Source organism: Klebsiella sp. TF21-TM (assembly GCF_019753495.1).
GTDB lineage: Bacteria > Pseudomonadota > Gammaproteobacteria > Enterobacterales > Enterobacteriaceae > Klebsiella > Klebsiella quasipneumoniae.
Genome location: NZ_JAIJYL010000015.1, coordinates 102,597 through 125,900, shown reverse-complemented (window position 1 = coordinate 125,900; position 23,304 = coordinate 102,597). Strand labels below are relative to the sequence as shown.

The 23,304-nt window shown below is 62.0% G+C and carries 20 protein-coding genes; 12 read left to right on the top strand and 8 right to left on the bottom strand.

The genetic code is table 11. From position 1 onward, the window contains the following. The first annotated feature begins 15 nt into the window (after positions 1 to 15). Positions 16 to 603 (top strand): Yip1 family protein, encoded by a 588-nt coding sequence (locus K5R89_RS15900; RefSeq protein ID WP_032453512.1) that lies wholly within the window; start codon positions 16 to 18, stop codon positions 601 to 603. A gap of 188 nt (positions 604 to 791) precedes the next feature. Beyond that, a complete protein-coding gene (pbpG, locus tag K5R89_RS15895) occupies positions 792 to 1,742 on the top strand; it encodes a D-alanyl-D-alanine endopeptidase (RefSeq protein ID WP_074194602.1) in 951 nt (316 codons plus the stop codon). A 1,082-nt stretch (positions 1,743 to 2,824) separates the two neighbouring features. Here the strand turns inward: pbpG and K5R89_RS15890 are convergent. Together K5R89_RS15890 and dld are read right to left on the bottom strand one after the other, a co-directional pair. Next, positions 2,825 to 3,379, bottom strand: coding sequence for a GNAT family N-acetyltransferase (locus K5R89_RS15890; RefSeq protein WP_002912829.1), 555 nt, complete (start codon positions 3,377 to 3,379; stop codon positions 2,825 to 2,827). A gap of 85 nt (positions 3,380 to 3,464) precedes the next feature. Beyond that, entirely contained in the window at positions 3,465 to 5,210 is a 1,746-nt protein-coding gene (gene dld, locus K5R89_RS15885; RefSeq protein ID WP_023290427.1) for a D-lactate dehydrogenase, read from the bottom strand. Between the two features lie 194 nt (positions 5,211 to 5,404). Here dld and bglX point away from each other — a divergent pair, with 194 nt between their 5' ends. The 5 genes from bglX (at position 5,405) to K5R89_RS15860 (ending at position 11,582) form a co-directional block, all read left to right on the top strand. Next, complete coding sequence (gene bglX, locus K5R89_RS15880) at positions 5,405 to 7,702, top strand: beta-glucosidase BglX (protein WP_065812293.1); 2,298 nt, start codon at positions 5,405 to 5,407, stop codon at positions 7,700 to 7,702. 136 nt (positions 7,703 to 7,838) lie between these two features. Beyond that, positions 7,839 to 8,756 (top strand): ABC transporter substrate-binding protein, encoded by a 918-nt coding sequence (locus tag K5R89_RS15875; RefSeq protein WP_023290425.1) that lies wholly within the window; start codon positions 7,839 to 7,841, stop codon positions 8,754 to 8,756. A gap of 7 nt (positions 8,757 to 8,763) precedes the next feature. Then, positions 8,764 to 9,921 carry an ABC transporter permease gene (locus tag K5R89_RS15870; protein ID WP_044524199.1) on the top strand — a complete coding sequence of 386 codons (1,158 nt, stop codon included), beginning with the start codon at positions 8,764 to 8,766 and terminating at the stop codon, positions 9,919 to 9,921. After that, the gene (locus tag K5R89_RS15865) at positions 9,914 to 10,861 is read left to right on the top strand and encodes an ABC transporter ATP-binding protein (RefSeq protein WP_087827400.1); all 948 of its coding nucleotides are present in this window, start codon (positions 9,914 to 9,916) and stop codon (positions 10,859 to 10,861) included. Before K5R89_RS15870 ends, K5R89_RS15865 begins: the two co-directional genes overlap by 8 nt. Then, entirely contained in the window at positions 10,845 to 11,582 is a 738-nt protein-coding gene (locus K5R89_RS15860) for an ABC transporter permease (protein ID WP_087827399.1), read from the top strand. Before K5R89_RS15865 ends, K5R89_RS15860 begins: the two co-directional genes overlap by 17 nt. On the opposite strand, the gene K5R89_RS15855 is transcribed toward K5R89_RS15860, so the two are convergent. Beyond that, positions 11,557 to 11,670, bottom strand: coding sequence for a protein YohO (locus tag K5R89_RS15855; protein WP_002912762.1), 114 nt, complete (start codon positions 11,668 to 11,670; stop codon positions 11,557 to 11,559). The genes K5R89_RS15860 and K5R89_RS15855 overlap by 26 nt on opposite strands. 229 nt (positions 11,671 to 11,899) lie before the next feature. Between K5R89_RS15855 and K5R89_RS15850 the strand changes: the two genes are divergently transcribed. From K5R89_RS15850 to K5R89_RS15840, 3 genes are read left to right on the top strand one after another with little or no spacing between them, the layout of a single operon-like run. After that, positions 11,900 to 13,588 carry a sensor histidine kinase gene (locus K5R89_RS15850; RefSeq protein ID WP_004189065.1) on the top strand — a complete coding sequence of 563 codons (1,689 nt, stop codon included), beginning with the start codon at positions 11,900 to 11,902 and terminating at the stop codon, positions 13,586 to 13,588. After that, positions 13,582 to 14,301, top strand: coding sequence for a two-component system response regulator BtsR (gene btsR / locus K5R89_RS15845; RefSeq protein ID WP_023290421.1), 720 nt, complete (start codon positions 13,582 to 13,584; stop codon positions 14,299 to 14,301). Before K5R89_RS15850 ends, btsR begins: the two co-directional genes overlap by 7 nt. A gap of 47 nt (positions 14,302 to 14,348) precedes the next feature. Further along, entirely contained in the window at positions 14,349 to 14,819 is a 471-nt protein-coding gene (locus tag K5R89_RS15840) for a DUF1456 family protein (protein WP_023290420.1), read from the top strand. Positions 14,820 to 14,929: 110 nt separating this feature from the next. Here K5R89_RS15840 and metG read toward each other — a convergent pair whose 3' ends face one another. Further along, positions 14,930 to 16,963, bottom strand: coding sequence for a methionine--tRNA ligase (gene metG, locus K5R89_RS15835; protein WP_087824210.1), 2,034 nt, complete (start codon positions 16,961 to 16,963; stop codon positions 14,930 to 14,932). A gap of 153 nt (positions 16,964 to 17,116) precedes the next feature. Between metG and apbC the strand changes: the two genes are divergently transcribed. Beyond that, positions 17,117 to 18,226, top strand: a complete 1,110-nt coding sequence (gene apbC, locus K5R89_RS15830) for an iron-sulfur cluster carrier protein ApbC (protein ID WP_023290418.1) — start codon at positions 17,117 to 17,119, stop codon at positions 18,224 to 18,226. Here the strand turns inward: apbC and K5R89_RS15825 are convergent. Both K5R89_RS15825 and K5R89_RS15820 read right to left on the bottom strand, forming a co-directional pair. Next, the gene (locus K5R89_RS15825; protein ID WP_048336190.1) at positions 18,223 to 18,684 is read right to left on the bottom strand and encodes a GNAT family N-acetyltransferase; all 462 of its coding nucleotides are present in this window, start codon (positions 18,682 to 18,684) and stop codon (positions 18,223 to 18,225) included. The two genes, apbC and K5R89_RS15825, sit on opposite strands and share 4 nt — an antisense overlap. Continuing rightward, complete coding sequence (locus K5R89_RS15820) at positions 18,659 to 18,976, bottom strand: RcnB family protein (RefSeq protein WP_004201590.1); 318 nt, start codon at positions 18,974 to 18,976, stop codon at positions 18,659 to 18,661. Before K5R89_RS15820 ends, K5R89_RS15825 begins: the two co-directional genes overlap by 26 nt. Before the next feature lie 183 nt (positions 18,977 to 19,159). On the opposite strand from K5R89_RS15820, the gene K5R89_RS15815 reads away from it, so the two are divergent. After that, positions 19,160 to 20,059: a LysR family transcriptional regulator gene (locus K5R89_RS15815; RefSeq protein ID WP_032453496.1), complete on the top strand. Its 900-nt coding sequence runs from the start codon at positions 19,160 to 19,162 to the stop codon at positions 20,057 to 20,059. On the opposite strand, the gene K5R89_RS15810 is transcribed toward K5R89_RS15815, so the two are convergent. Together K5R89_RS15810 and K5R89_RS15805 are read right to left on the bottom strand one after the other, a co-directional pair. Next, complete coding sequence (locus K5R89_RS15810) at positions 20,049 to 21,392, bottom strand: NCS2 family permease (protein ID WP_023290415.1); 1,344 nt, start codon at positions 21,390 to 21,392, stop codon at positions 20,049 to 20,051. The two genes, K5R89_RS15815 and K5R89_RS15810, sit on opposite strands and share 11 nt — an antisense overlap. Before the next feature lie 2 nt (positions 21,393 to 21,394). Continuing rightward, positions 21,395 to 23,206: an adenine deaminase gene (locus tag K5R89_RS15805; protein WP_023290414.1), complete on the bottom strand. Its 1,812-nt coding sequence runs from the start codon at positions 23,204 to 23,206 to the stop codon at positions 21,395 to 21,397. Positions 23,207 to 23,304: the final 98 nt, after the last annotated feature.

Here is a 23,304-nt window from a genome sequence, read left to right as displayed (position 1 = left end):
GACAAGGGGGACGCTATGAACCATGTCTGGGGGCTCTTCGCTCATCCCAATCGGGAGATGAGCGTGATAAAGAGCGAGAATGAAACCATTTCTCATCACTATACGCATCATGTGCTGCTGATGGCGGCGGTTCCGGTGGTTTGCGCCTTTATCGGCACCACGCAGCTGGGCTGGAACTTCGGTGACGGCACCATTATTAAACTGTCGATGTGGACCGGGCTGGCACTGGCTGTCCTGTTTTATGCCGTGATGCTGGCCGGGGTGGCGATCATGGGGCGGGTTATCTGGTGGATGGCCAGGCAATATCCGCAGCAGCCTTCCCTGAAACGCTGCATGGTCTTTGCCGGCTATGTGGCCACGCCGCTGTTCCTGAGCGGGATTGTGGCGCTCTATCCGCTGGTCTGGCTGTGCGCGCTGATCGGTACCGTTGCCCTGTTCTATACCGGTTATCTGCTCTATCTCGGGATCCCGACCTTCCTGAGCATTAACCGGGAAGAGGGGCTCAGTTTCGCCAGCTCGACCCTGGCCATCGGGGTGCTGGTGCTGGAAGTACTGCTGGCGATCACCGTGGTGCTATGGGGGTATGGCTACCGACTGTTCTGATCGGACGAAACGGGTCAATATGCATTGCCGGCAAATATGTATTTTATGTCGGCAATGCAGCATTTCTTCACGATTCTTATTAGGCACAGGGCCTTACGGCGCGGTATGATGGCGTTTGCCAGCGAAGTTGCCCACTTAACCTCGCGGCGTACGTTCCATAACGTGCAAAAATACTTTTCAGAATGCCCATGATGCCGAAATTCCGAGTCTCTTTGCTCAGCCTGACCTTGCTGCTGGCTGTGCCTTTTGCGCCCCAGGCGTTAGCAAAAACCCCGACGGCGGTAACCGCCTCGCAGCCGGACATCGCTTCCGGCAGCGCCATGATCGTCGATCTGGCCACCAAAAAAATCATCTACGCCAGCCAGCCGGATCTGGTGCGCCCGATGGCGTCGATCACCAAGGTGATGACCGCCATGGTGGTTCTCGATGCCCATCTGCCGCTGGACGAAATGCTGACGGTGGATATCAGCCATACTCCGGAAATGAAGGGGATTTACTCCCGCGTGCGTCTCAATAGCCAGATCAGCCGCCGCGATATGCTGCTGCTGGCGCTGATGTCTTCCGAGAACCGCGCGGCCGCCAGCCTGGCGCATCACTATCCGGGGGGCTACGACGCCTTTATTCGCGCGATGAACGCCAAAGCGCAGGCGCTGGGTATGACCCATACCCGCTATGTGGAGCCCACCGGTCTGTCGGTGCATAACGTCTCCACCGCCCGCGATCTGACCAAACTGCTGATCGCCAGCGAGCAGTACCCGCTGATTGGCCAGCTGAGCACCACCAAAGAAGAGACCGCCACCTTTGCCCATCCGGCCTACAGCCTGCCGTTCCGCAACACTAACCATCTGGTGTATCGCGACAACTGGAACATCCAGCTGACCAAAACCGGCTTCACCAACGCTGCCGGCCACTGCCTGATTATGCGCACGGTGATTAACCAACGTCCGGTGGCGCTGGTGGTGATGGATGCCTTCGGCAAATATACCCACTTCGCCGACGCCAGCCGTTTGCGGACGTGGATCGAGACCGGGAAGGTGATGCCAGTCCCGGCTTCGGCGCTGAGCTATAAAAAGCAGCGCGAAGCGCAGATGGCGGAGGCGATGCTGAAAGGCGGCGCCCAGACCGCGCAGAACGATTAATCTGCATATGCCCCGGATAACGGCGCATTGCGCCTTATCCGGGCTACATTATTTACCGCCGGGTTCGGCCCCTTCGCAGGCCCGGCAAGCGCAGCGCCGCCGGGCAATCACGCCGAGTGCCGCGTTTGTGCCGGATGGCGGCTCGCGCCTTATCCGGCCTACATTATTTGGCGCCGGGTTCGCCCCCTTCGCAGGCCCGGCAAGCGCAGCGCCGCCGGGCAATCACGCCGAGTGTCGCGTTTGTGCCGGATGGCGGCTCGCGCCTTATCCGGCCTACATTATTTTGCGCCGGGTTCGCCCCCTAAGTAGGCCCGGCAAGCGCAGCACCGCCGGGCAATCACGCCGAGTGTCGCGTTTGTGCCGGATGGCGGCTCGCGCCTTATCCGGCCTACGTTATTTGGTGCCGGGTTCCGCCCCTTAGTAGGCCCGGCAAGCGCAGCGCCGCCGGGCAATATACCCGGCACCGTGCCGCGTTTGTGCCGGATGGCGGCTGACGCCTTATCCGGCCTACGTTATTTGGCGCCGGGTTCGGCCCCTTAGTAGGCCCGGCAAGCACAGCGCCGCCGGGCAATATACCCGGCACCGTGCCGCGTTTGTGCCGGATGGCGGCTGACGCCTTATCCGGCCTACATTATTTGGCGTCGGGTTCCGCCCCTTAGTAGGCCCGGCAAGCGCAGCGCCGCCGGGCAATATACTGTGCCACGTTGTGCCGGATGGCGGCTGACGCCTTATCCGGCCTACGTTATTTGGCGCCGGGTTCGCCTCCTTCGCAGGCCCGGCAAGCGCAGCGCCGCAGGGCAATATACCCGGCACCGTGCCGTGTTTGTGCCGGATGGCGGCGGACGCCTTATCCGGCCTACATTATTTGGCGCCGGGTTCCGCCCCTTCCCAGGCCCGGCAAGCGCAGCGCCGCAGGGCAATCACGCCGAGTGCCGCGTTGTGCCGGATGGCGACTAACGCCTTATCCGGCCTACATTATTTGGCGCCGGGTTCGCCCCCTAAGTAGGCCCGGCAAGCGCAGCGCCGCCGGGCAATCGGGCTGGGGCGTTTATGCCGCGAGCCGCGGGATGTGACGCCGAATATTACTCCGGCAGCGTCCAGTCGCCGTCACCCAGCGCGCGCTGCATAATCAACGTATCCCGCCAGTCGCCCATCTTATAGCCGACGCTGCGCAGCTGACCTGCCACGGTAAAACCGAACTTTTTATGGATCGCCAGCGAGCCGGCATTGTTATGGCCATCGCCGATGATCGCCAGCATCTGCCGCCATGGGCCTTTCTCGCATTCGGCGATCAGCCGCGACAGCAGCGCGCTGCCGATGCCGCGCCCGCCCATTCCGGATTCCACGTAGATCGATTCTTCGAGGGTGTAGCGATAGGCCGGGCGCGGGCGATAGAAAGTGGCGTAGCAGTAGCCGACGATAGCCCCGCGCCACAGCGCTACCAGCCAGGGCAGCCCGTTATCGCGCACGGTCTGGATCCGTTTACGCATTTCGTCAACGGTGGGGGGGATCTCTTCGAAGGAGGCGCGGCCATTGAGCACGTGCCAGACATACAGCGCGGCGATGGCGTGCGCATCGTCGGGCAGCGCTTCACGAATTTCTAAATCACTGTCGAGTAACGGGGCCTCTGCAGGCATGGCGGCGCTCCTGAATCTGCCGGAGAGACATTCTCCGGCGTGCAGCGTAATACAGAAGCGCCAGGCTGAATAGTCCTGCCGCCGATTATTGCGGATCCGTCGGGGAGACTGGCGCCGGGGCCGCTTCACCCCAGTATTTCTGCTTGCTGGTTTTGCCGATCCCCGGGTTCATGCTGTTGGTCGGATCGTTCTGGCGATAGAACTGCTGCAGGCTCTCCGGCGCTTCATACAGATGACCCACGTTATGCTCCGCCGGGTACTGGGCGCCGCGGGCTTTCAGCAACGCCAGCATCTGCTCCTTCAGCGCATGGGCGTCGACCCCTTTCTTGACGATGTAATCCTGATGGAACACATGGCACATAAAGTGGCCATAGTAGAGCTTATGCACCAGCTGGCTGTCGATCTCCGGCGGCAGATGTTCGAACCACTCGGTATCGTTGCGGCGCAGGGCGATATCCAGCGCCAGAATATCTTCCACCTCGTCAGCATGCACCGCCTGATAGCGGATCGCCGCGCCCGCGGCGGCAAAGCGATGGAGGAACGCTTTGCTGCCTTCCTCCGGCGTGCAGGCGAAGAACTCCCCCTCGGCCTGTTGGAAGTACGCTGTCAGCCAGCGCTGCGCTTCTTCGATGCCGTCGCCGGCCATCTTCAGCAGCAGATGGTGTTCATATTTGTCGCGCCAGGTTTTCATCCGCTCCGGTAAATGCGCCGGGAAGACGTGGCCGAGCTTCTGCATAAAGCGGTCGGTAAAGTGCGGCTTAAACAGCGACACTTTCTCCAGCATCGCGTCGGTGCGCCCCTTCATGGTGAAGAAGAACGGCATTTTGTCGGTGCCGAGCTTGTCGATCATCAGGAAGGTGTCTTTGCCATACTTCTCGGCGATATCGTAAATATCGCGGTGCATATATTCCCCGGCCACCGGCAGATGCTGGAACTCGGCGAGGATATGGCGGCGGATCTCGGTCAATACCTGCGGCTGATTGGTGCCAATGTAAAACACCTGCTGGCGCTTCTCCGCCGGGAAGGTATCGAGACGCGCGGCGAAAACCGCCAGTTTACCGGCGCAGCCGGAGGATTCGAACAGGCGGTCCGGGTCGGCGTTGTAGCGCGCCGGGGTGTCGGCATCGACATCGCGCACGCGGGTAACATAGTCGTGATCGTGGGCGTGACGGCCATCGTGCAGCACATCGCTATCGCTGATCCGCTCGTCGTCGAGTCGGCTGAGGATCTGCTCCGGCGTACTGCCGAGGTCGATGCCCAGATGGTTGACCAGCTTCAGCTTACCGTCGGCGTCAATCTGCGCGAACAGCGACATCTCGGTATAGGCTGGCCCGCGCTGCACCAGGGAGCCGCCGGAATTGTTGCAGATCCCGCCGATCACCGACGCGCCGATGCACGATGAGCCGATCACCGAGTGCGGCTCGCGCCCCAGCGGTTTCAGCGCTTTTTCCAGTGAATAGAGAGTGGTGCCGGGCCAGGCCAGCACCTGCTCGCCTTTGTCCAGCAGATGCAGCTTATCCAGGCGCAGGGTGCTGATAATCACGATCTCGCGATCGTAATCATTGCCGTTGGGGGTGGAGCCTTCGGTCAGGCCGGTGTTGGCCGCCTGCATCAAAATGATTTTATCGGCGTCGACGCAGGCGTTGAGCACGCGCCAGAGTTCCAGCAGGGTGCCGGGAAAGACAACCGCCAGCGCTTCGCCCTGGCCGGAGCGGAAGCCTTTGCGGTAGCGCTGGGTTTTTGCCGGGTCGGTCAGCAGATGCGAAGGGCCAACCAGGCGCGCCAGGTCAGCCAGAAACGTTTTATGGGTGTTAGTGGGTGCAGATGACATGTTCCACTCCTTGTGGTGGTGCGCGAAATATCGAGGATAAGCATAGCGCTTTGTATGACAATTTGATGCATGAATGTTTCGCAAAAATCAGAGAAGAACCTTAGCATTCTGCGGGCGCGTTGTTTATATATATGGCAAACTGCGGTTTTTATTATGTTTTACCAAGTCCCCGTCTGAGAAAAAGCGAGATAACAATGAAATGGCTCTGCACTGTAGGCGTCGCCGTGAGTCTGGCGCTGCAACCCGCGCTGGCGGATGAACTGTTTGGTAACCACCCCCTGACCCCGCAGGCGCGGGATGCCTTTGTTACCGACCTGCTGAAAAAAATGACCGTGGACGAGAAAATCGGGCAGCTGCGTCTGATAAGCGTCGGCCCGGATAACCCGAAAGAAGCGATCCGCGAGATGATCAAAGCGGGCCAGGTGGGAGCGATTTTTAACACCGTCACCCGTCCGGATATCCGCGTCATGCAGGATCAGGTGATGCAGCTTAGCCGCCTGAAGATCCCGCTGTTCTTTGCCTACGATGTGCTGCACGGCCAGCGCACTGTCTTCCCGATAAGCCTCGGTCTGGCCTCGTCGTTTAACCTCGACGCGGTGAAAACCGTGGGCCGCGTGTCAGCTTATGAAGCCGCCGATGACGGGCTGAACATGACCTGGGCGCCGATGGTCGACGTCTCCCGCGACCCGCGCTGGGGACGCGCTTCCGAAGGCTTCGGGGAAGACACGTATCTGACCACGATGATGGGCCAGGCGATGGTGGCGTCGATGCAGGGCAAGAGCCCTGCTGACCGCTATTCGGTGATGACCAGCGTCAAGCACTTCGCCGCCTACGGCGCGGTGGAGGGCGGGAAAGAGTACAACACGGTCGACATGAGCCCGCAGCGCCTGTTCAACGACTATATGCCGCCGTATAAAGCCGGACTCGATGCCGGCAGCGGCGCGGTGATGGTGGCCCTGAATTCGCTGAACGGCACCCCGGCGACCGCCGATTCCTGGCTGCTGAAAGATGTCCTGCGCGACCAGTGGGGCTTTAAAGGCATCACGGTTTCCGACCACGGCGCCATCAAAGAGCTGATCAAGCACGGGGTGGCCTCCGACCCGGAAGACGCGGTGCGCGTGGCGCTGAAGTCCGGCATCAACATGAGCATGAGCGACGAGTATTACAGCAAATACCTGCCGGGGCTGGTGAAATCCGGCAAGGTGACCATGGCTGAGCTGGATGACGCCACCCGTCACGTGCTCAACGTCAAATATGACATGGGGCTGTTCAACGATCCGTACAGCCACCTGGGACCAAAAGATTCTGACCCGCAGGACACCAACGCGGAAAGCCGTCTGCATCGTAAAGAGGCGCGCGAAGTGGCCCGCGAGAGCCTGGTGCTGCTGAAAAACCGTCTCGATACGCTGCCGCTGAAAAAATCCGGCACTATCGCGGTGGTGGGCGCGCTGGCGGACAGCAAACGCGACATGATGGGCAGCTGGTCGGCGGCGGGCGTGGCCGATCAGTCGGTGACCGTCCTGACCGGCATCAAAGAAGCGCTGGGCGATAACGGCAAAGTGATTTACGCCAAAGGGGCGAACGTTACCGACGACAAAGGCATTGTCGATTTCCTCAATTTGTATGAGAAAGCAGTGCAGGTTGACCCGCGCTCGCCGCAGGAAATGATCGACGAAGCCGTCGCGGCGGCGAAGCAAGCCGACGTGGTGGTCGCCGTAGTGGGCGAGGCGCAGGGGATGGCCCATGAGGCCTCCAGCCGGACCGACATCACCCTGCCGCAGAGCCAGCGCAATCTGATTGCCGCCCTCAAAGCCACCGGCAAACCGCTGGTGCTGGTGCTGATGAACGGCCGTCCGCTGGCGCTGGTGAAAGAGGATCAGCAAGCCGATGCGCTGCTGGAGACCTGGTTTGCCGGCACCGAAGGCGGGCATGCCATCGCCGACGTGCTGTTTGGCGACTATAACCCGTCGGGCAAGCTGCCGATGTCCTTCCCGCGCTCGGTGGGGCAGATCCCAACCTACTACAGCCATCTGAATACCGGTCGGCCGTATAATCCGGAGAAGCCGAACAAGTACACCTCGCGTTACTTCGATGAGGCCAACGGCCCGCTGTACCCGTTTGGCTACGGTCTGAGCTACACCACCTTTAGCGTCTCCGATGTCACCATGTCGTCGGCCACCCTGCCGCGCGACGGCAGCGTGACCGCCAGCGTGCAGGTGACCAACACCGGCAAACGCGAAGGGGCGACGGTCATTCAGCTGTATCTGCAGGACGTCACCGCCTCCATGAGCCGGCCGGTGAAAATGCTGCGCGGCTTTAAAAAGGTCACCCTCAAGCCGGGTGAAACGCAAACCGTCAGCTTCCCGATCGACGTCGACGCGCTGAAGTTCTGGAACCAGCAGATGAAATACGTCGCTGAGCCGGGCAAATTCAATGTCTTTATCGGCGTGGACTCCGCCCGCGTGCAGCAGAGCGAGTTTGAGCTGTTGTAAGGCAGAGCCCTTAAGCCCAACGTCACACGTTAAAGGCCGATTAATCGGCCTTTTCTTTTTCGTATCGCTGGCAAATGGACTACGCTTTTCTCTTAAGCTTCTGTAAGCGAAGCGCAAAAGAACTGAGGGAAGCGGGATGAAGATGGCGACGAAATGGTCCGGCGCGCTGGCGCTGGCCGCCCTGATAAGTGTGCCGCTGCAGGCGGCGGAGCCGGTGAAGGTCGGCTCGAAAATTGATACCGAAGGGGCGCTGCTGGGCAATATGATCCAGCAGGTGCTGGAAAACCACGGCGTCAAAACGATTAATAAAATCCAGCTCGGCACCACGCCGGTGGTGCGCGGGGCGATTGTCGCCGGCGAGCTGGATATCTACCCGGAGTATACCGGCAATGGCGCTTTCTTCTTTAAAGATGAAAACGACCCGGCATGGAAGAATGCCCGGCAGGGCTATGAGAAGGTGAAACGCCTGGATCAGGAGAAACATCAGCTGGTATGGCTCACCCCGGCGCCGGCTAACAACACCTGGACCATCGCCGTGCGCCAGGAGCTGGCGGAGAAAAATCATCTGACCTCGCTGGCCGACCTCAGCCGCTATCTGCAGCAGGGCGGCGAATTTAAGCTGGCGGCCTCGGCGGAGTTTATTGAACGCCCGGACGCGCTGCCAGCGTTTGAAAAAGCGTATGACTTCAAACTCAACCAGAACCAGCTGCTGTCGCTGGCCGGGGGCGATACGGCGGTGACCATCAAAGCGGCGGCGCAGCAGACCTCCGGCGTCAACGCGGCGATGGCCTACGGCACCGACGGCCCGGTGGCGGCTCTGGGGTTACAGACGCTGAGCGACCCGCAGGGCGTGCAGCCGATTTACGCCCCGACGCCGGTGGTGCGCGAGGCGGTGCTTAAAGCCTACCCGCAGATCGCCGACTGGCTGAAGCCGGTCTTCGCCAGCCTCGATGAAAAGACCCTGCAGCAGCTCAACGCCCGCATCGCGGTGGAAGGCCAGGATGCTAAGCGCGTGGCGGCAGATTATCTGCAGCAGAAAGGCCTGCTGAAGTAAGCCACCGGTGACCATTCGCTGTACTCACCGCGTCGGCCTGCTGCTGACAGGCCTGCTGCTGGTTACGCTGGCGCTGCCGTTTATCGCTTACGCGCCGAATCGCTTACTCTCCGGGGAAGGGCGCGGGCTGTGGCAGGTGATGCCCTGGCTCGCCGGCGTTCAGCTGGCGGCAGCCCTCGCCGGGATCCTGCTCTGCTGGCTGCCGGGCAGGGTTGCGCCGCTTCTCCATCTGCTGCTGGCCGAACTGCTTTTCCCGCTGCTTATCTGGGGCAGCGGCCAGGCGGCGATTGAGCTCTCCCGGCACGGCTCGCCGCTGGCGCGCACCTCGCCCGGCAGCGGTCTGTGGCTGTCGCTGGCGCTCTGCCTGCTGCTGGCCAGCGAGGCCATTCGTCATCTTACCGCCCGGCCGCTGTGGCGCTGGCTGCTCAATGCGCAAGTCTGGCTTCTGCCCATCATCCTGCTCGCCGCCGGGGCGCTCGATCAGCTCTCGCTGCTGAAGGAGTATGCCAACCGCCAGGAGGTGTTTGACGACGCCCTGCGCCAGCATCTGCTTCTGCTGTTTGGCACCCTGCTGCCGGGCCTGATCATTGGCCTGCCGCTGGGGGTATGGCTCTGGCGGCGTCCGCGCTGGCAGGCGCCGGCCTTCACCGTGCTCAATGTGATCCAGACTATCCCGTCGGTGGCGCTGTTCGGCCTGCTGATTGCCCCGCTTGCCGGTCTGGCGCGCTATTTCCCGGCGCTGGGCGAGCTGGGCGTCTCCGGGACCGGCGTGGCGCCGGCCCTGATCGCCCTGACGTTGTATGCGCTGCTGCCGCTGGTGCGCGGGGTGGTGACCGGCCTGCAGCAGGTGCCGCGGGATGCGCTGGAGAGCGCGACGGCGATGGGCATGAGCGCCGGTCAGCGTTTTCGTCAGGTGCAGCTCCCGCTGGCGATGCCGGTGCTGTTGCGCAGCCTGCGGGTGGTCAGCGTGCAAACCGTCGGCATGGCGGTGGTGGCGGCGCTGATCGGCGCCGGCGGCTTTGGCGCGCTGGTGTTCCAGGGGCTGCTGAGCAGCGCGCTGGATCTGGTGCTGCTCGGAGTCGTGCCGACCATTGCCCTGGCGGTGGTCGTGGATGCTCTGTTCGCCCTGTGGGGCGCCTGGCTGAAAGGAGAGGCCAATGATTGAATTTGAAGGGGTCAGCAAAGCGTTTGCCGGTCATCCGGCGGTGAAGGACCTGACCCTGCGGCTGCGCGAAGGTGCTTTCTCGGTGCTGGTGGGAACCTCCGGCTCGGGCAAGTCGACGACGCTGAAAATGATCAACCGCCTGCTGGAGCCGGACCGGGGCATGATTCGCTTTGCCGGCGAAGACATCCGCCAGCAGCCGCTCCTGACCCTGCGGCGGCGGATGGGCTATGCCATCCAGTCCATCGGCCTGTTTCCCCACTGGACGGTGGCGCAGAATATCGCCACCGTGCCGCAGCTGCAAAAATGGCCGCGGGGGAGGATCGCCGACCGGGTCGACGAGCTGATGGCGCTGCTGGGGCTGGAGGCGACGCTGCGCGACCGCTACCCTCATCAGCTCTCCGGCGGCCAGCAGCAGCGGGTCGGGGTGGCGCGGGCGCTGGCGGCAGACCCGGAGGTACTGCTGATGGATGAGCCCTTCGGCGCCCTCGACCCGGTGACCCGTGAGGCGCTGCAGCAGGAGATGCTGCGCATCCATCGCCTGCTGGGGCGGACGATTGTCCTGGTGACCCATGATATTGACGAAGCGCTGCGTCTCGCGGACCACCTGGTGCTGATGGACGGCGGCGAGGTGGTCCAGCAGGGGGCGCCGCTGGAGATGCTCCTGCGGCCAGAGAATCGCTTTGTGCAAACCTTTTTTGGCCGCAGCGAGCTGGGCGTGCGCCTGCTGTCGCTGCGCGAGGTGCGGGACTATCTGCGTCCCGACGAGCGGCTGGCGGGCGAGGGGCTGACCGTCACCATGACCCTGCGGGAAGCGCTGTCGCAGTTTGTCGCCCGGCGCTGCGAGGCGCTGCCGGTGGTGGATGCCGAGGGGCACCCCTGCGGCACGCTGCATTTTGCCGATCTGCTGCGCCAGGAGGCGAGTCATGAAGGCGCTTCGTGAGCCGCTGTGGTGGCTTAGCGCGCTGTTTATCGGCCTGCTGGCGGGGCTGCCCTACAGCGCGCCGCTGTTCAGCCGGCTGTTTCCGGAACTGCCGCGGCCGGTCTACCAGCAGGAGAGCTTCTGGGCGCTCACTGTCGATCACGGGTGGCTGGTGGCGGCGTCCAGCCTCGCGGCGACCGCTGTCGGGCTGGGGGCAGGGGTGGCGGTCACCCGGCCCGCGGGCAGCGCGTTTCGTCCGCTGGTGGAGACCATCGCCGCTATCGGGCAGACCTTTCCGCCGGTGGCGGTGCTGGCGATGGCGGTGCCGGTGCTGGGCTTTGGCTGGCTGCCGGCGCTGATCGCCCTCGCGCTGTATGGCATACTGCCGGTGCTGCAAGGGACTCTGGCCGGTCTGGGGACGATACCGTCGGGCGTGTCAGATGTGGCAGAAGGGATGGGCATGACCGGCTGGCAGCGTCTGTGCAAGGTGGAGCTGCCGCTGGCGGCCCCGGTGATCCTGGCGGGGATCCGCACCTCGGTCATCGTCAATATTGGTACTGCGACGATAGCCTCGACGGTGGGGGCCAATACGCTTGGGACGCCGATCATCATCGGCCTGAGCGGGTTTAATACCGCCTATATCGTGCAGGGGGCGCTGCTGGTGGCGCTGGCGGCGATTATTGTCGACCGCGCATTTGAGCGCCTGGCCCGCTGGCTCAGCCGACACCGCCACGTACAATAAAGGAATAGCCGGCCAGCATCACGCCGCTGATCCCGCCGATGGCCATAAGTAAGAAGAGAGTGACGACCGCGATTTTCGCTGGCTTCATAATAGGCTCCTGATGTTAACAGGGGGATTATACGGTGAAGCACAGGTGTTAATGAAACATTAATTGCGGTTTAGCGCGCCGCGCCGGGCTTTTTGCCGCTTTCGCTGCGTCACACGCCGCAAAAAAGTGTGATCCTGCCCGTCATTTTTCATTTTTATGCAGGGCTTCAAAGAAAGTCTCCGCCAGGCAGTGTAAGGTACGCGCTTTCAGGAATGTGTGGTTTGCGGGTATGTACGAGTTTGATCTGGTGTTGCTGCTGCTTCAGCAGATGTGCGTATTTTTGGTCATCGCGTGGTTGATGAGCAAAACCCGACTGTTTATCCCCCTGATGCAAGTCACCGTTCGCCTGCCGCACAAGCTGCTGTGCTACGTCACCTTCTCCATTTTCTGCATTATGGGGACCTATTTTGGTCTGCATATCGAAGACTCTATCGCCAACACCCGCGCCATCGGCGCCGTGATGGGCGGCCTGCTCGGCGGCCCGGTGGTCGGCGGGCTGGTGGGGCTGACCGGCGGCCTGCACCGCTACTCGCTGGGGGGGATGACCGCCTTAAGCTGCATGGTCTCCACCATCGTCGAGGGGCTGCTGGGCGGTCTGGTGCACAGCGTGCTGGTCAAGCGCGGCCGGCCGGACAAAGTCTTTAGCCCGCTGACCGCCGGGGCGATCACCTTCGTGGCCGAGCTGGTGCAGATGATGATTATTCTGCTGATCGCCCGCCCGTTCCAGGACGCCCTGCATCTGGTGCAGAGCATTGCCGCGCCGATGATGGTGACCAATACCGTCGGTGCGGCGCTGTTTATGCGCATTCTGCTGGACAAGCGGGCGATGTTCGAGAAGTACACCTCCGCCTTTTCCGCCACGGCGCTGAAGGTGGCGGCGTCCACCGAGGGGATCCTGCGTCAGGGGTTCAACGAAGAGAACAGCATGAAGGTGGCCCAGGTGCTTATCCAGGAGCTGGATATCGGCGCGGTGGCGATCACCGACCGCGACAAGCTGCTGGCGTTTACCGGCATCGGCGACGACCATCACCTGCCGGGCAAACCTATCTCCTCCTCGTATACGCAAAGGGCGATAGAGACCGGGGAGGTGGTGTATGCCGACGGCAACGAGGTGCCCTACCGCTGCTCGATTCATCCGCACTGTAAGCTGGGGTCGACGCTGGTGATCCCCTTGCGCGGCGAGAACCAGCGGGTGATCGGCACCATCAAATTGTATGAGGCGAAAAACCGCCTGTTCAGTTCGATCAACCGCACCCTCGGGGAGGGGATTGCCCAGCTGCTGTCGGCGCAGATCCTCGCCGGGCAGTACGAGCGGCAGAAGGCGCTGCTGACGCAATCCGAAATCAAGCTTCTGCATGCCCAGGTCAACCCGCACTTCCTGTTTAACGCGCTCAACACCCTGAAGGCGGTGATCCGTCGCGACAGCGAGCAGGCCGGCCAGCTGGTGCAGTATCTGTCGACCTTCTTTCGCAAGAACCTGAAGCGGCCGACAGAAATCGTCACCCTCGCCGATGAGATCGAGCATGTTAACGCCTACCTGCAGATTGAGAAGGCCCGCTTTCAGGCTAACCTGCAGATCCAGATGGCGGTGCCGGAAGGGCTGGCGCATCACCAGCTGCCGGCCTTTACCCTGCAGCCGATCGTGGAGAACGCCATTAAGCATGGCACATCGCAACATCTTGGCGTCGGCGAAATTACCATTCGCGCCAGCCAGGACGATCGCTGGCTGCAGCTGGATATCGAAGATAACGCCGGGCTGTACCGGGCCAACCCTCAGGCCAGCGGGCTGGGGATGAATCTGGTGGACAGGCGGCTTCGGGCGCGTTTTGGCGCCGACTGCGGTATCAGCGTCACCTGCGAACCGGAGCGCTTTACCCGTGTCACCCTACGTTTGCCCCTGGAGGAGAATGCATGCTGAGAGTATTGATCGTCGATGATGAGCCGCTGGCGCGGGAAAACCTGCGTATTTTGCTGGAGACTCAGCGCGATATCGAGATCGTCGGCGAATGCGGCAACGCGGTGGAGGCGATTGGCGCGGTCCATAAGCTGCGTCCCGACGTGTTGTTTCTCGACATCCAGATGCCGCGCATCAGCGGCCTGGAGATGGTCGGGATGCTCGACCCGGAGCACCGCCCCTATATTGTGTTTCTCACCGCCTTTGATGAATACGCGGTGAAAGCCTTTGAGGAGCACGCCTTTGACTATCTGCTCAAGCCGATTGAAGCTGCCCGGCTGGAGAAAACCCTCGCCCGTCTGCGCCAGGAGCGTAATCTGCAGGATGTGTCGCTGCTGGATGACGCCCGGCAGACGCTGAAATACATACCCTGTACCGGACACAGTCGTATCTGGCTGCTGCAGATGGAGGATGTGGCCTTCGTCAGCAGCCGGATGAGCGGGATCTACGTGACCGACCGCGAGGGCAAGGAGGGGTTTACCGAGCTGACCCTGCGCACCCTTGAGAGCCGCACGCCGCTGCTGCGCTGTCATCGCCAGTATCTGGTGAATATGGCGCACCTGAAGGAGATTCGCCTGGAGGAGAATGGTCAGGCGGAGCTGCTGATGCGCGCCGGGCAAACGGTGCCGGTGAGCCGGCGCTATTTAAAAAGTCTGAAAGAGGCGATTGGCCTGTAAAGCTGCTACACTGCGCCCCATTGCATCATCGACAGTAAAAGGCACTCATGCTCAGTAATGATATTCTTCGTAGCCTGCGCTACACCCTGAAAGTCAATAATAACGATATGGTGCGCATTCTTGCGCTATCCGATATGGAATCCACCTCCGCCAGCTTCGACACCTGGACGACGAAAGAGGATGAAGAGGGCTTTGTCCGCTGCCCGGACATTATTCTGTCGGGGTTCCTCAACGGCCTTATCTATGACAAGCGCGGTAAAGACGATTCGGCGCCGGAGCTGGCGCTGGAGCGCCGGGTGAATAACAATACGGTGCTGAAAAAGCTGCGGATCGCCTTCTCGCTGAAAACGGACGATATTGTGGCGATCATGAGCGAGCAGAAATACCGCGTTTCGGTGCCGGAAGTGACCGCCATGATGCGGTCGCCTGACCACAAAAACTACCGCGAGTGCGGCGACCAGTTTCTGCGCAATTTCCTGCGCGGCCTGACCCAGCGGGTACATAACCCGAAGGCGTGATGGTTAGCCGGGGGGCGGCTTCGCCTTACCCGGCCTACAAAACCCGTCGGCCCGTGCAAGGGTAGCGCCGCCGGGCAAAAAAAAGCCGGAGATATTCTCCGGCTTTTTTATTATTTCACCTGCTGACCCGGCTTCGCGCCGTCGTCAGGGCTTAACAGGAAGATATCCTTCCCGCCAGGGCCGGCGGCCATCACCATCCCTTCCGAGATGCCGAAGCGCATTTTGCGCGGCGCCAGGTTGGCGACCATCACCGTCAGGCGGCCAATCAGCGGCTGCGGATCCGGATAAGCGGAGCGGATGCCGGAGAAGACGTTACGCTTCTCGCCGCCAAGATCCAGCGTCAGGCGCAGCAGCTTGTCGGAGCCCTCGACGAATTCCGCGTTTTCAATCAGCGCCACGCGCAGGTCGACTTTGGCGAAATCGTCAAAGGTGATGGTTTCCTGAATCGGATCGTCCGCCAGCGGGCCGCTGACCGGCGCCGCGGTGGCTTTCACCTCTTCTTTAGAGGCTTCCACCAGGGCTTCCACCTGCTTCATCTCGATGCGGTTGTACAGCGCCTTAAACGGATTGACCTTATGCGCCAGCAGCGGCTGCTGGATGGCGTCCCAGCTCAGCTCGCTGTTGAGGAACGCTTCCGCGCGCGCGGCCAGCTGCGGCAGGACCGGCTTCAGCCAGGTCATCAGCACGCGGAACATATTCAGGCCCATGGTGCAGATGGCCTGCAGGTCGGCGTCGCGGCCTTCCTGTTTCGCCACCACCCACGGCGCCTGCTCATCGACATAGCGGTTGGCCACGTCGGCGAGGGCCATGATTTCGCGGATGGCCTTACCGAACTCGCGGCTGTCCCACGCTTCGCCGATGCTTTCCGCCGCGTCGGTGAAGGTTTTGTACAGCGCCGGGTCGGCCAGCTCAGCGGCCAGCACGCCGTCAAAACGCTTGCTGATAAAGCCGGCGTTGCGCGAAGCGAGGTTAACCACCTTGTTGACGATGTCGGCGTTAACGCGCTGGATAAAGTCTTCCAGGTTGAGGTCGATATCATCGATGCGCGAAGAGAGCTTGGCGGTGTAGTAGTAGCGCAGGCTGTCGGCATCAAAGTGCTTCAGCCAGGTGCTGGCCTTAATGAAGGTGCCGCGCGACTTAGACATCTTCGCGCCATTGACCGTCACGTAGCCATGCACGAACAGGTTGGTCGGTTTACGGAACTGGCTGCCTTCCAGCATCGCCGGCCAGAACAGGCTGTGGAAGTAGACGATGTCCTTGCCGATAAAGTGATACAGCTCGGCCGTGGAGTCTTTCTTCCAGTATTCGTCGAAGCTGGTGGTGTCGCCGCGCTTGTCGCACAGGTTCTTGAAAGAGCCCATGTAGCCGATCGGCGCGTCCAGCCAGACGTAGAAATATTTGCCCGGCGCGTTCGGAATTTCGAAGCCGAAGTACGGCGCATCGCGGGAGATGTCCCACTGCTGCAGGCCGGATTCGAACCACTCCTGCATTTTGTTCGCCACCTGCTCCTGCAGCGCGCCGCTGCGGGTCCACGCCTGCAGCATTTCGCTGAACGACGGCAGGTCGAAGAAGAAGTGTTCGGAGTCACGCATCACCGGCGTGGCGCCGGAGACCACCGATTTCGGGTCGATCAGTTCGGTGGGGCTGTAGGTCGCGCCGCACACTTCGCAGTTATCGCCGTACTGGTCCGGAGATTTACACTTCGGACAGGTGCCTTTCACAAAACGGTCCGGCAGGAACATGCCTTTTTCCGGATCGTAGAGCTGAGAGATGGTGCGGTTTTTGATAAAACCGTTCTCTTTCAGACGGGTGTAGATAAGCTCCGACAGCTCGCGGTTCTCGTCGCTGTGCGTCGAGTGATAGTTATCGTAGCTGATGTTGAAGCCGGCAAAATCGGTCTGATGCTCCTGACTCATCTCGCCAATCATCTGCTCCGGGGTGATACCGAGCTGTTGCGCCTTGAGCATGATCGGCGTGCCGTGGGCGTCGTCGGCGCAGATGAAGTTGACCTCGTGGCCGCGCATTCGCTGGTAACGGACCCAGACATCAGCCTGGATGTGCTCCAGCATGTGGCCGAGGTGGATGGAGCCGTTGGCGTACGGCAGGGCGCACGTTACCAGAATTTTCTTCGCGACTTGAGTCATAGTGAGCATTACATCTTCTGTTGTAAAAAGGGCTTCCGATATTACCAAAAGGGCTGTGGGTGCGCCATAAATGGCTGCCCATATATGGATAATCCTTTACTGTGATAAACTCTGTGATTACTGAAAGCATCTCAAAACAACAAAGGAGTCGGGATGAATTCGCAATCCCAGGCCAAATCCCCCGAGCGCCTCCGCGCGATGGTCGCCGGGACGCTGGCCAATTTCCAGCACCCAACCCTGAAGCATAATCTCACCACCCTCAAGGCGCTGCACCATGTCGCCTGGCTGGACGATACCGTTCATATCGAGCTACAAATGCCGTTCGTCTGGAGCAGCGCCTTCGAAGCGCTCAAAGAGCAGTGCAGCGCCGAGCTGTTGCGCATCACTGGCGCGAAGGCCATCGACTGGAAGCTGACCCACAGCATCGCGACCCTCAAGCGCGTGAAAAACCAGCCCGGCATCAACGGCGTGAAGAACATTATCGCCATCAGCTCCGGGAAAGGCGGCGTCGGTAAATCTTCTACTGCCGTAAACCTGGCGCTGGCGCTCGCCGCGGAAGGGGCGAAGGTGGGCATTCTGGATGCCGATATCTACGGCCCGTCGATTCCGACCATGCTTGGCGCGGAAGACAGCCGCCCGACCTCGCCGGACGGTACCCATATGGCGCCGATCATGAAGTTCGGTCTGGCCACCAACTCCATCGGCTACCTGGTGACCGACGACAACGCCATGGTGTGGCGCGGGCCGATGGCCAGCAAGGCGCTGATGCAGATGCTGCAGGAGACCCTGTGGCCGGATCTCGACTACCTGGTGCTGGATATGCCGCCGGGCACTGGCGACATCCAGCTGACGCTGGCGCAGAACATTCCGGTCACCGGCGCGGTGGTAGTCACCACGCCGCAGGATATCGCGCTGATCGACGCCAAAAAAGGCATCGTGATGTTCGAAAAAGTGGAAGTGCCGGTGCTGGGGATCGTGGAAAACATGAGCATGCATATCTGCAGCAACTGCGGGCACCATGAGCCGATCTTCGGCACCGGCGGCGCGCAAAAACTGGCCGAGAAATACCACACCCAGCTGCTGGGCCAGTTGCCGCTGCATATTACGCTGCGGGAAGATCTGGATAACGGCACGCCGACGGTGGTGGCGCGTCCGGAAAGCGAATTTACCGACATCTACCGCCAGCTGGCGGGTCGGGTGGCGGCCCAGATGTACTGGCAGGGAGAAGTGATCCCGGGTGAGATTGCCTTCCGCGCCGTTTAAGGCCGCGGCGAGCGCATCAGCCAGTATCCGCCCTCGGGCGAGGCGCCCTGTGCTTCGATGGTCCAGCCGTGACGCTGGTAGAAGCGCAGGGCGTTTTTATTTTCCATCAGGCACTTCAGCGTCCCGCTGGCGGTAAAGGTCCGTTCGACCTGCGCCAGCAGCGCGCTGCCGATATGCTTGCCCTGCCAGTCCGGGTCGACGAACAGATGGTGAAGAAAGTTATCGGCGGTCCATACGGCGGCAAAGCCCACCGGCAGGCCGTCGTATTCCGCGACCCACAGCTGTTCATCCGCGGTGGCGGCATCGAAATCTTCCAGCCGCCACGTCGTGGAGGGAAGCCAGGTCCACGACATACTGCGCGCCCGCAGAAAGAGCTGGCGCAGCGCCGGAGAGTCCGCTGGTTCGCCGGGGCGGATGCGGAGTTTGAGCGGATCAGCGATGATAGAAGATCTCGCCATCGTACACCTTGAGGATTTTGCCTTCGGTGTCGGTGATCAGCACGTAGTTACCGCCCATATAGGTCCAGTGGCTGCCGGCGTCCGGCGCGGGCAGATTACGCTGCTGCCACCCTTTGATGTTGTATTCGGGGGTGAGGTACATCGCCGGAACGGTGTCGCCAATGTGGAACTGGGTGAAGTCGGCGGTGAACTCTTTCAGCGCATACTGATCGATCCCCGCGGCAGAAGCCGTCCAGCTGGCGCCGGCGGTGGCAAGGAGTACGCCCAGAAGCATCATTTTTGTTTTACGCATAGTTTCCTCAATATTACCTGGACTCAAAATAGCAGCCTCGTATCATTCCTGATGCGTTGCTGAAATGGCAAGCACTGGATTTTTAAAAAGTGTAAGCAAAACACGGCGCAAGTCCTGCGCCGCTTGCGTTGCAGCGACGGTGATGCCTATTTTGGGAGCAATCTGAAGCAGGGGAGAATCGGCATGTTCAGGCTGGAAGATCTGACCTTATTTGTCCGCGCCGCGGCACTGGGCAGTTTTAGCGACGCCGCGCGCGAGGCGGGGCAGCAACCGGCGCAGGTGAGCGCGGCGATTAAGCGTCTGGAGACGATCCTCAATATTCGCCTGTTCGCCCGCTCGACCCGCAGCCTGCGCCTGACGCCGGAGGGGGAGACCTGGCTGCCGTATGCCACCCAGATGCTCGATACCCTCGAGGCCGGCCTGCAGAAGATCCAGACCCCGGACGATGAAATTCGCGGCATGCTGCAGATCGCCGTGCCGTCGGATCTCGGGCGTAACCTGCTCCTGACCCTGTTCCGCGACTTTCGGCAACGCCACCCGGCGCTGCGCCTGCGGCTGCTCTTTTCCGACCAGCTGACCGACGTGTTTAAAGATCCGGTGGACGTCGCGTTTCGCTATGGCAATAACGATGACGCCTCGTTTATTTCGCTGCCGGTGGCGCCGGAAAATCGTCGGGTGCTGGTGGCCTCTCCCGAGTGGATCGCCCGCCACGGCGAGCCGCAGACCCTTGAGGAGCTCGGCCAGCACAATGCGTTGATCTACATATTGCGCGGCCGCCCGTTCGACCGCTGGTCGCTGAGCCTCGACGGCGAAGTCCTGCAGCAGAAGGTCTCCGGCACGGTGATGAGCGATGACGCGGAGGTGATCCGCCGGCTGGCGGTGGCCGGGGAGGGCATTGCCTATAAATCGATGCTCGACGTCAGCGACGATCTGCGGGCGGGTCGCCTGCGGCGCCTGCTGCCGCGTTACCAGGGGGATGTGGTGCCGTTGAACCTGATTTGTCCGCACCGCAAACAGCTCTCTGCCGCGGTGCGTTTGTTATATGAAGAGGTGAAATCACATTGTGAAGGGCTTAATGTCTAACTAAGGTCGCGAAGTAGTAGACCAGCGGGACGGCCAGCACCCACAGGCCAATCGGGATTTCCCGCCACTTGCCGGCGATGGCCTTGATCACAATGTAAAACAGCAGCCCGCCGGCGATGCCGGTGCCGAAGCTGTTGGCGATGAGGGTGATCATCACCATCATCAGCACCGGCAGGCCGTCGGTGAAGTTGCCGAGATCCACTTTGCGCAGGCCGCTGAACATGTTCAGGCCGATCAGGATCAGCGCCGGGGCGGTGGCCTCCTTCGGGATCATCAGCGCCACCGGCGTGAACAGCAGCATCAGCAGGAACATCACCGCCGCTGACAGCGCGGTGAGGCCGGTTTTGCCGCCGGCTTCCGCCGCCGCCGAGGACTCAATCAGCGCCGTCGCCGCCGGAATACCTACCCACGGGCCGAGCGCCGCGGCAATCGAATCGACCATAAACGGGCGATTAATCTGCGGCATGTTGCCTTCTTCATCCAGCAGACCCGCCTCGCCGCCCACCGCCAGCGTCGTCCCCATGGTGGAGAAAAACTCAGAAGCGAAAAAGACGAACAGGAACGGCAGGAAGGCGATGTTTAACGCCCCCAGCAGGTCAACCTCTCCCAGCACCGGGGCCAGCGAGTGGGGGACATCGATAAAATGCGTCGGCAGTTTCGTGACGCCGAACGGGATCCCCACCAGGGTAGCGCACAGAATGGCCCACAAAATGGCGCCCGGCACCTTACGCGCCTGCAGGGCTATCGCCAGGAACAGGCCGCACAGCGCCACCAGCGCGCCGGGGGCGAGGAAGTCGCCGAGCATCAGGGCGTTGGTTTTGGCATTGGCGAGCACCAGCCCGGCGTTGCGAAAGCCGAGGACGGCGACGAACAGGCCGATGGAGGCCGTCAGCCCCAGCTTGATCGACTGCGGCACCGAGCGGGTGACCACTTCGCGCAGGCCAAAGCGGGTCAGCAGGAAGAAGAGAACCCCCGACCAGCAGGCGATCCCGAGGCCTGTCTGCCAGCCAATCCCCTCGCTACCGGCCAGCGTGACCCCCACCAGCACCGAGCCGCCAATGCCCGGGCCGACGATAAACGGCAGGTTGGCGTAAAACGCCATCAGCAGCGAGCCGACGACGAAGACCAGAATGGTGCCGGTGGTGGCGGCGCCTTTGTCCATTCCGCCGATCGCCAGCAGTCCCGGGATGACCACCAGTAAATAGGCGGCGGCGAGAAAACCGGTGATCCCGGCCAGGCATTCGCTGCGCAGCGTGCCGCCGCGCGAGCGCAGCGCAAAGCGGCGCTCCAGCCAGTTATCGCGGGCGGAAGAGTGAAGTGTGTTATCGGCCATGCTCAGGCTCCCTGAGGATTATTGTTGTGAGGCGTTGGCGCCGGGGTTTCCCGGCAGGCTATCAACGGGTCGACTATCTGGCGGCTGCCGCCGTCGGTCAGACCCAAATCGGTTAAATGCGGCCCGGCGTTACAGGCAAGACAGGTGCCTTCAATGGCCTTAAAGACCCGGTACGGCGGCTCCCAGTCGGCGACTTTGCTGCTCAGATCGCGCAGCTCGCGGAACTGACGCGCCAGCTCGGCGGCCGGGAGATCCGACAGCATGCCGGCAATCGGCATCGCCACATGGGCGAGGATCTCGCCCCGTTGCGCCAGCGCCATCCCGCCGCCGGAGGCGATAAGCTGGTTGGCCGCCTGCGCCATATCCTCAGCATTGCGCCCGAGCACCACCAGATTGTGTGAATCGTGGGAATAGCTGGTGGCGATGGCGCCGCGCAGCTCGCCCCAGCCTTCAAGCAGGGCGATTTGCGGCGTCGCCTGATGGCGGCCGTGGCGGTGCTTGACCCAGATCAGGCTGAAGCCGGCGGGCAGCTGGACCTGGCCGTCTCGGATCTGCACTTCGACCTCGCCCCACTGGGTGAAGCGCGCGCCGCGGATATGGCGCAGGCGGGCGACGCCGTGGCGAATGCCCTTGATGCGCAGGATAAAGTCATCGGCGGCGAGGGGGGCTATCTGCAAGGTATCGCGCGGCGGCGTCACGCCCGGCGCCGGGGCGATCGGCTTCAGCAGGCGGCCGGCATGGGCCAGCCGTTCCCCGCCAACGTAGACTTCGCGGGCCGCCAGTTTCTCCAGGGAATCAAACACCACCAGGTCGGCGCGACGCCCGGCGGCAATCAGCCCGAGATCGTGGCGCTGCAGGCGAATAGCGGCGTTGAGGGTGGCGAAACGCAGCGCATCGACCGCCGGTAATCCATGCTCGATCAGCAGGTTGAGCAGGGCGATGATCCCGCCTTTCTCCAGCAGCATATCCGGCGGCACGTCATCGGTGCAGACGGTGATCTGCGAGGAGAGGTGCGGCAGCGTTTTCAACGCCGCCACGATATCCGGCAGCAGGTAGGGGTGCGAGCCGCGGATCTCAATCGTCAGCCCGGCGCGCAGTTTTTCCAGCGCGTCGTCCGCCGAGGTCAGTTCATGATCGGAGGTGACGCCGGCGGCGAGGTAGGCCTGCAGGTCGGCGCCGCTCAGCCCGCGGGCGTGGCCTTCAATCAGTTTTCCGCTGTTGAGACCGGCCTGGACAATCTCCTGCATCCGCTCGCTACCGTGCAGCACGCCATGCATATCCATCACTTCCGCCACGCCGCGCACTTCCGGCCAGCCGAGCATGGTCTCCATTTCCGCGCCGGCGAAATCGGCGCCAGACATTTCGAGGCCGGGGGTGGAGGGCACGCTCGACGGCGCGGCGACCATCACCTGCAGCGGCAGGTGGCGGCTGGCGTCTACCGCGTAACGCACGCCCTCGACGCCGAGCACATTGGCCAGCTCATGCGGATCCCAGAACACCGCGGTGGTGCCCTGAGTGAGGACGATTTCGGCGTAGCGCTCGGGCGGCAGGTGGGAGCTTTCAAGGTGCACGTGGGTGTCCATCAGGCCGGGCGACAGGTAGCCGCCGGACAGGGAACGCACTTCATGGGCGTCGACGCGGCTGCCGCGCGGGTGGACGCTGGCGATCATCTCGCCGACGATACCGACGTCAGCCGGGCGGATTTCGCCCGTGGCCATATCGACGATCTGCGCATCGACCAACAGCAGATCAAACGGGGATTCGCCGCGCGCGGCCTGCACGGCGCGACGGCGGACTTGAGCATTGCTGGACATAACCACTCCGGCACAAGGATAATGCGGATACTCTAGGGGCACAGCAAACGTTTGCCCAGATGAATAAATTTATCACCCGATAAGCTCGGGTTATTGTG

Coding starts and splice junctions, on each gene's coding strand:
- K5R89_RS15900 (WP_032453512.1), top strand. CDS start 16: ATGAACCATGTCTGGGGGCTCTTCGCTCATCCCAATCGGGAGATGAGC.
- pbpG (WP_074194602.1), top strand. CDS start 792: ATGATGCCGAAATTCCGAGTCTCTTTGCTCAGCCTGACCTTGCTGCTG.
- K5R89_RS15890 (WP_002912829.1), bottom strand. CDS start 3,379: ATGCCTGCAGAGGCCCCGTTACTCGACAGTGATTTAGAAATTCGTGAA.
- dld (WP_023290427.1), bottom strand. CDS start 5,210: ATGTCATCTGCACCCACTAACACCCATAAAACGTTTCTGGCTGACCTG.
- bglX (WP_065812293.1), top strand. CDS start 5,405: ATGAAATGGCTCTGCACTGTAGGCGTCGCCGTGAGTCTGGCGCTGCAA.
- K5R89_RS15875 (WP_023290425.1), top strand. CDS start 7,839: ATGAAGATGGCGACGAAATGGTCCGGCGCGCTGGCGCTGGCCGCCCTG.
- K5R89_RS15865 (WP_087827400.1), top strand. CDS start 9,914: ATGATTGAATTTGAAGGGGTCAGCAAAGCGTTTGCCGGTCATCCGGCG.
- K5R89_RS15860 (WP_087827399.1), top strand. CDS start 10,845: ATGAAGGCGCTTCGTGAGCCGCTGTGGTGGCTTAGCGCGCTGTTTATC.
- K5R89_RS15855 (WP_002912762.1), bottom strand. CDS start 11,670: ATGAAGCCAGCGAAAATCGCGGTCGTCACTCTCTTCTTACTTATGGCC.
- K5R89_RS15850 (WP_004189065.1), top strand. CDS start 11,900: ATGTACGAGTTTGATCTGGTGTTGCTGCTGCTTCAGCAGATGTGCGTA.
- btsR (WP_023290421.1), top strand. CDS start 13,582: ATGCTGAGAGTATTGATCGTCGATGATGAGCCGCTGGCGCGGGAAAAC.
- K5R89_RS15840 (WP_023290420.1), top strand. CDS start 14,349: ATGCTCAGTAATGATATTCTTCGTAGCCTGCGCTACACCCTGAAAGTC.
- metG (WP_087824210.1), bottom strand. CDS start 16,963: ATGACTCAAGTCGCGAAGAAAATTCTGGTAACGTGCGCCCTGCCGTAC.
- apbC (WP_023290418.1), top strand. CDS start 17,117: ATGAATTCGCAATCCCAGGCCAAATCCCCCGAGCGCCTCCGCGCGATG.
- K5R89_RS15825 (WP_048336190.1), bottom strand. CDS start 18,684: ATGGCGAGATCTTCTATCATCGCTGATCCGCTCAAACTCCGCATCCGC.
- K5R89_RS15820 (WP_004201590.1), bottom strand. CDS start 18,976: ATGCGTAAAACAAAAATGATGCTTCTGGGCGTACTCCTTGCCACCGCC.
- K5R89_RS15815 (WP_032453496.1), top strand. CDS start 19,160: ATGTTCAGGCTGGAAGATCTGACCTTATTTGTCCGCGCCGCGGCACTG.
- K5R89_RS15810 (WP_023290415.1), bottom strand. CDS start 21,392: ATGGCCGATAACACACTTCACTCTTCCGCCCGCGATAACTGGCTGGAG.
- K5R89_RS15805 (WP_023290414.1), bottom strand. CDS start 23,206: ATGTCCAGCAATGCTCAAGTCCGCCGTCGCGCCGTGCAGGCCGCGCGC.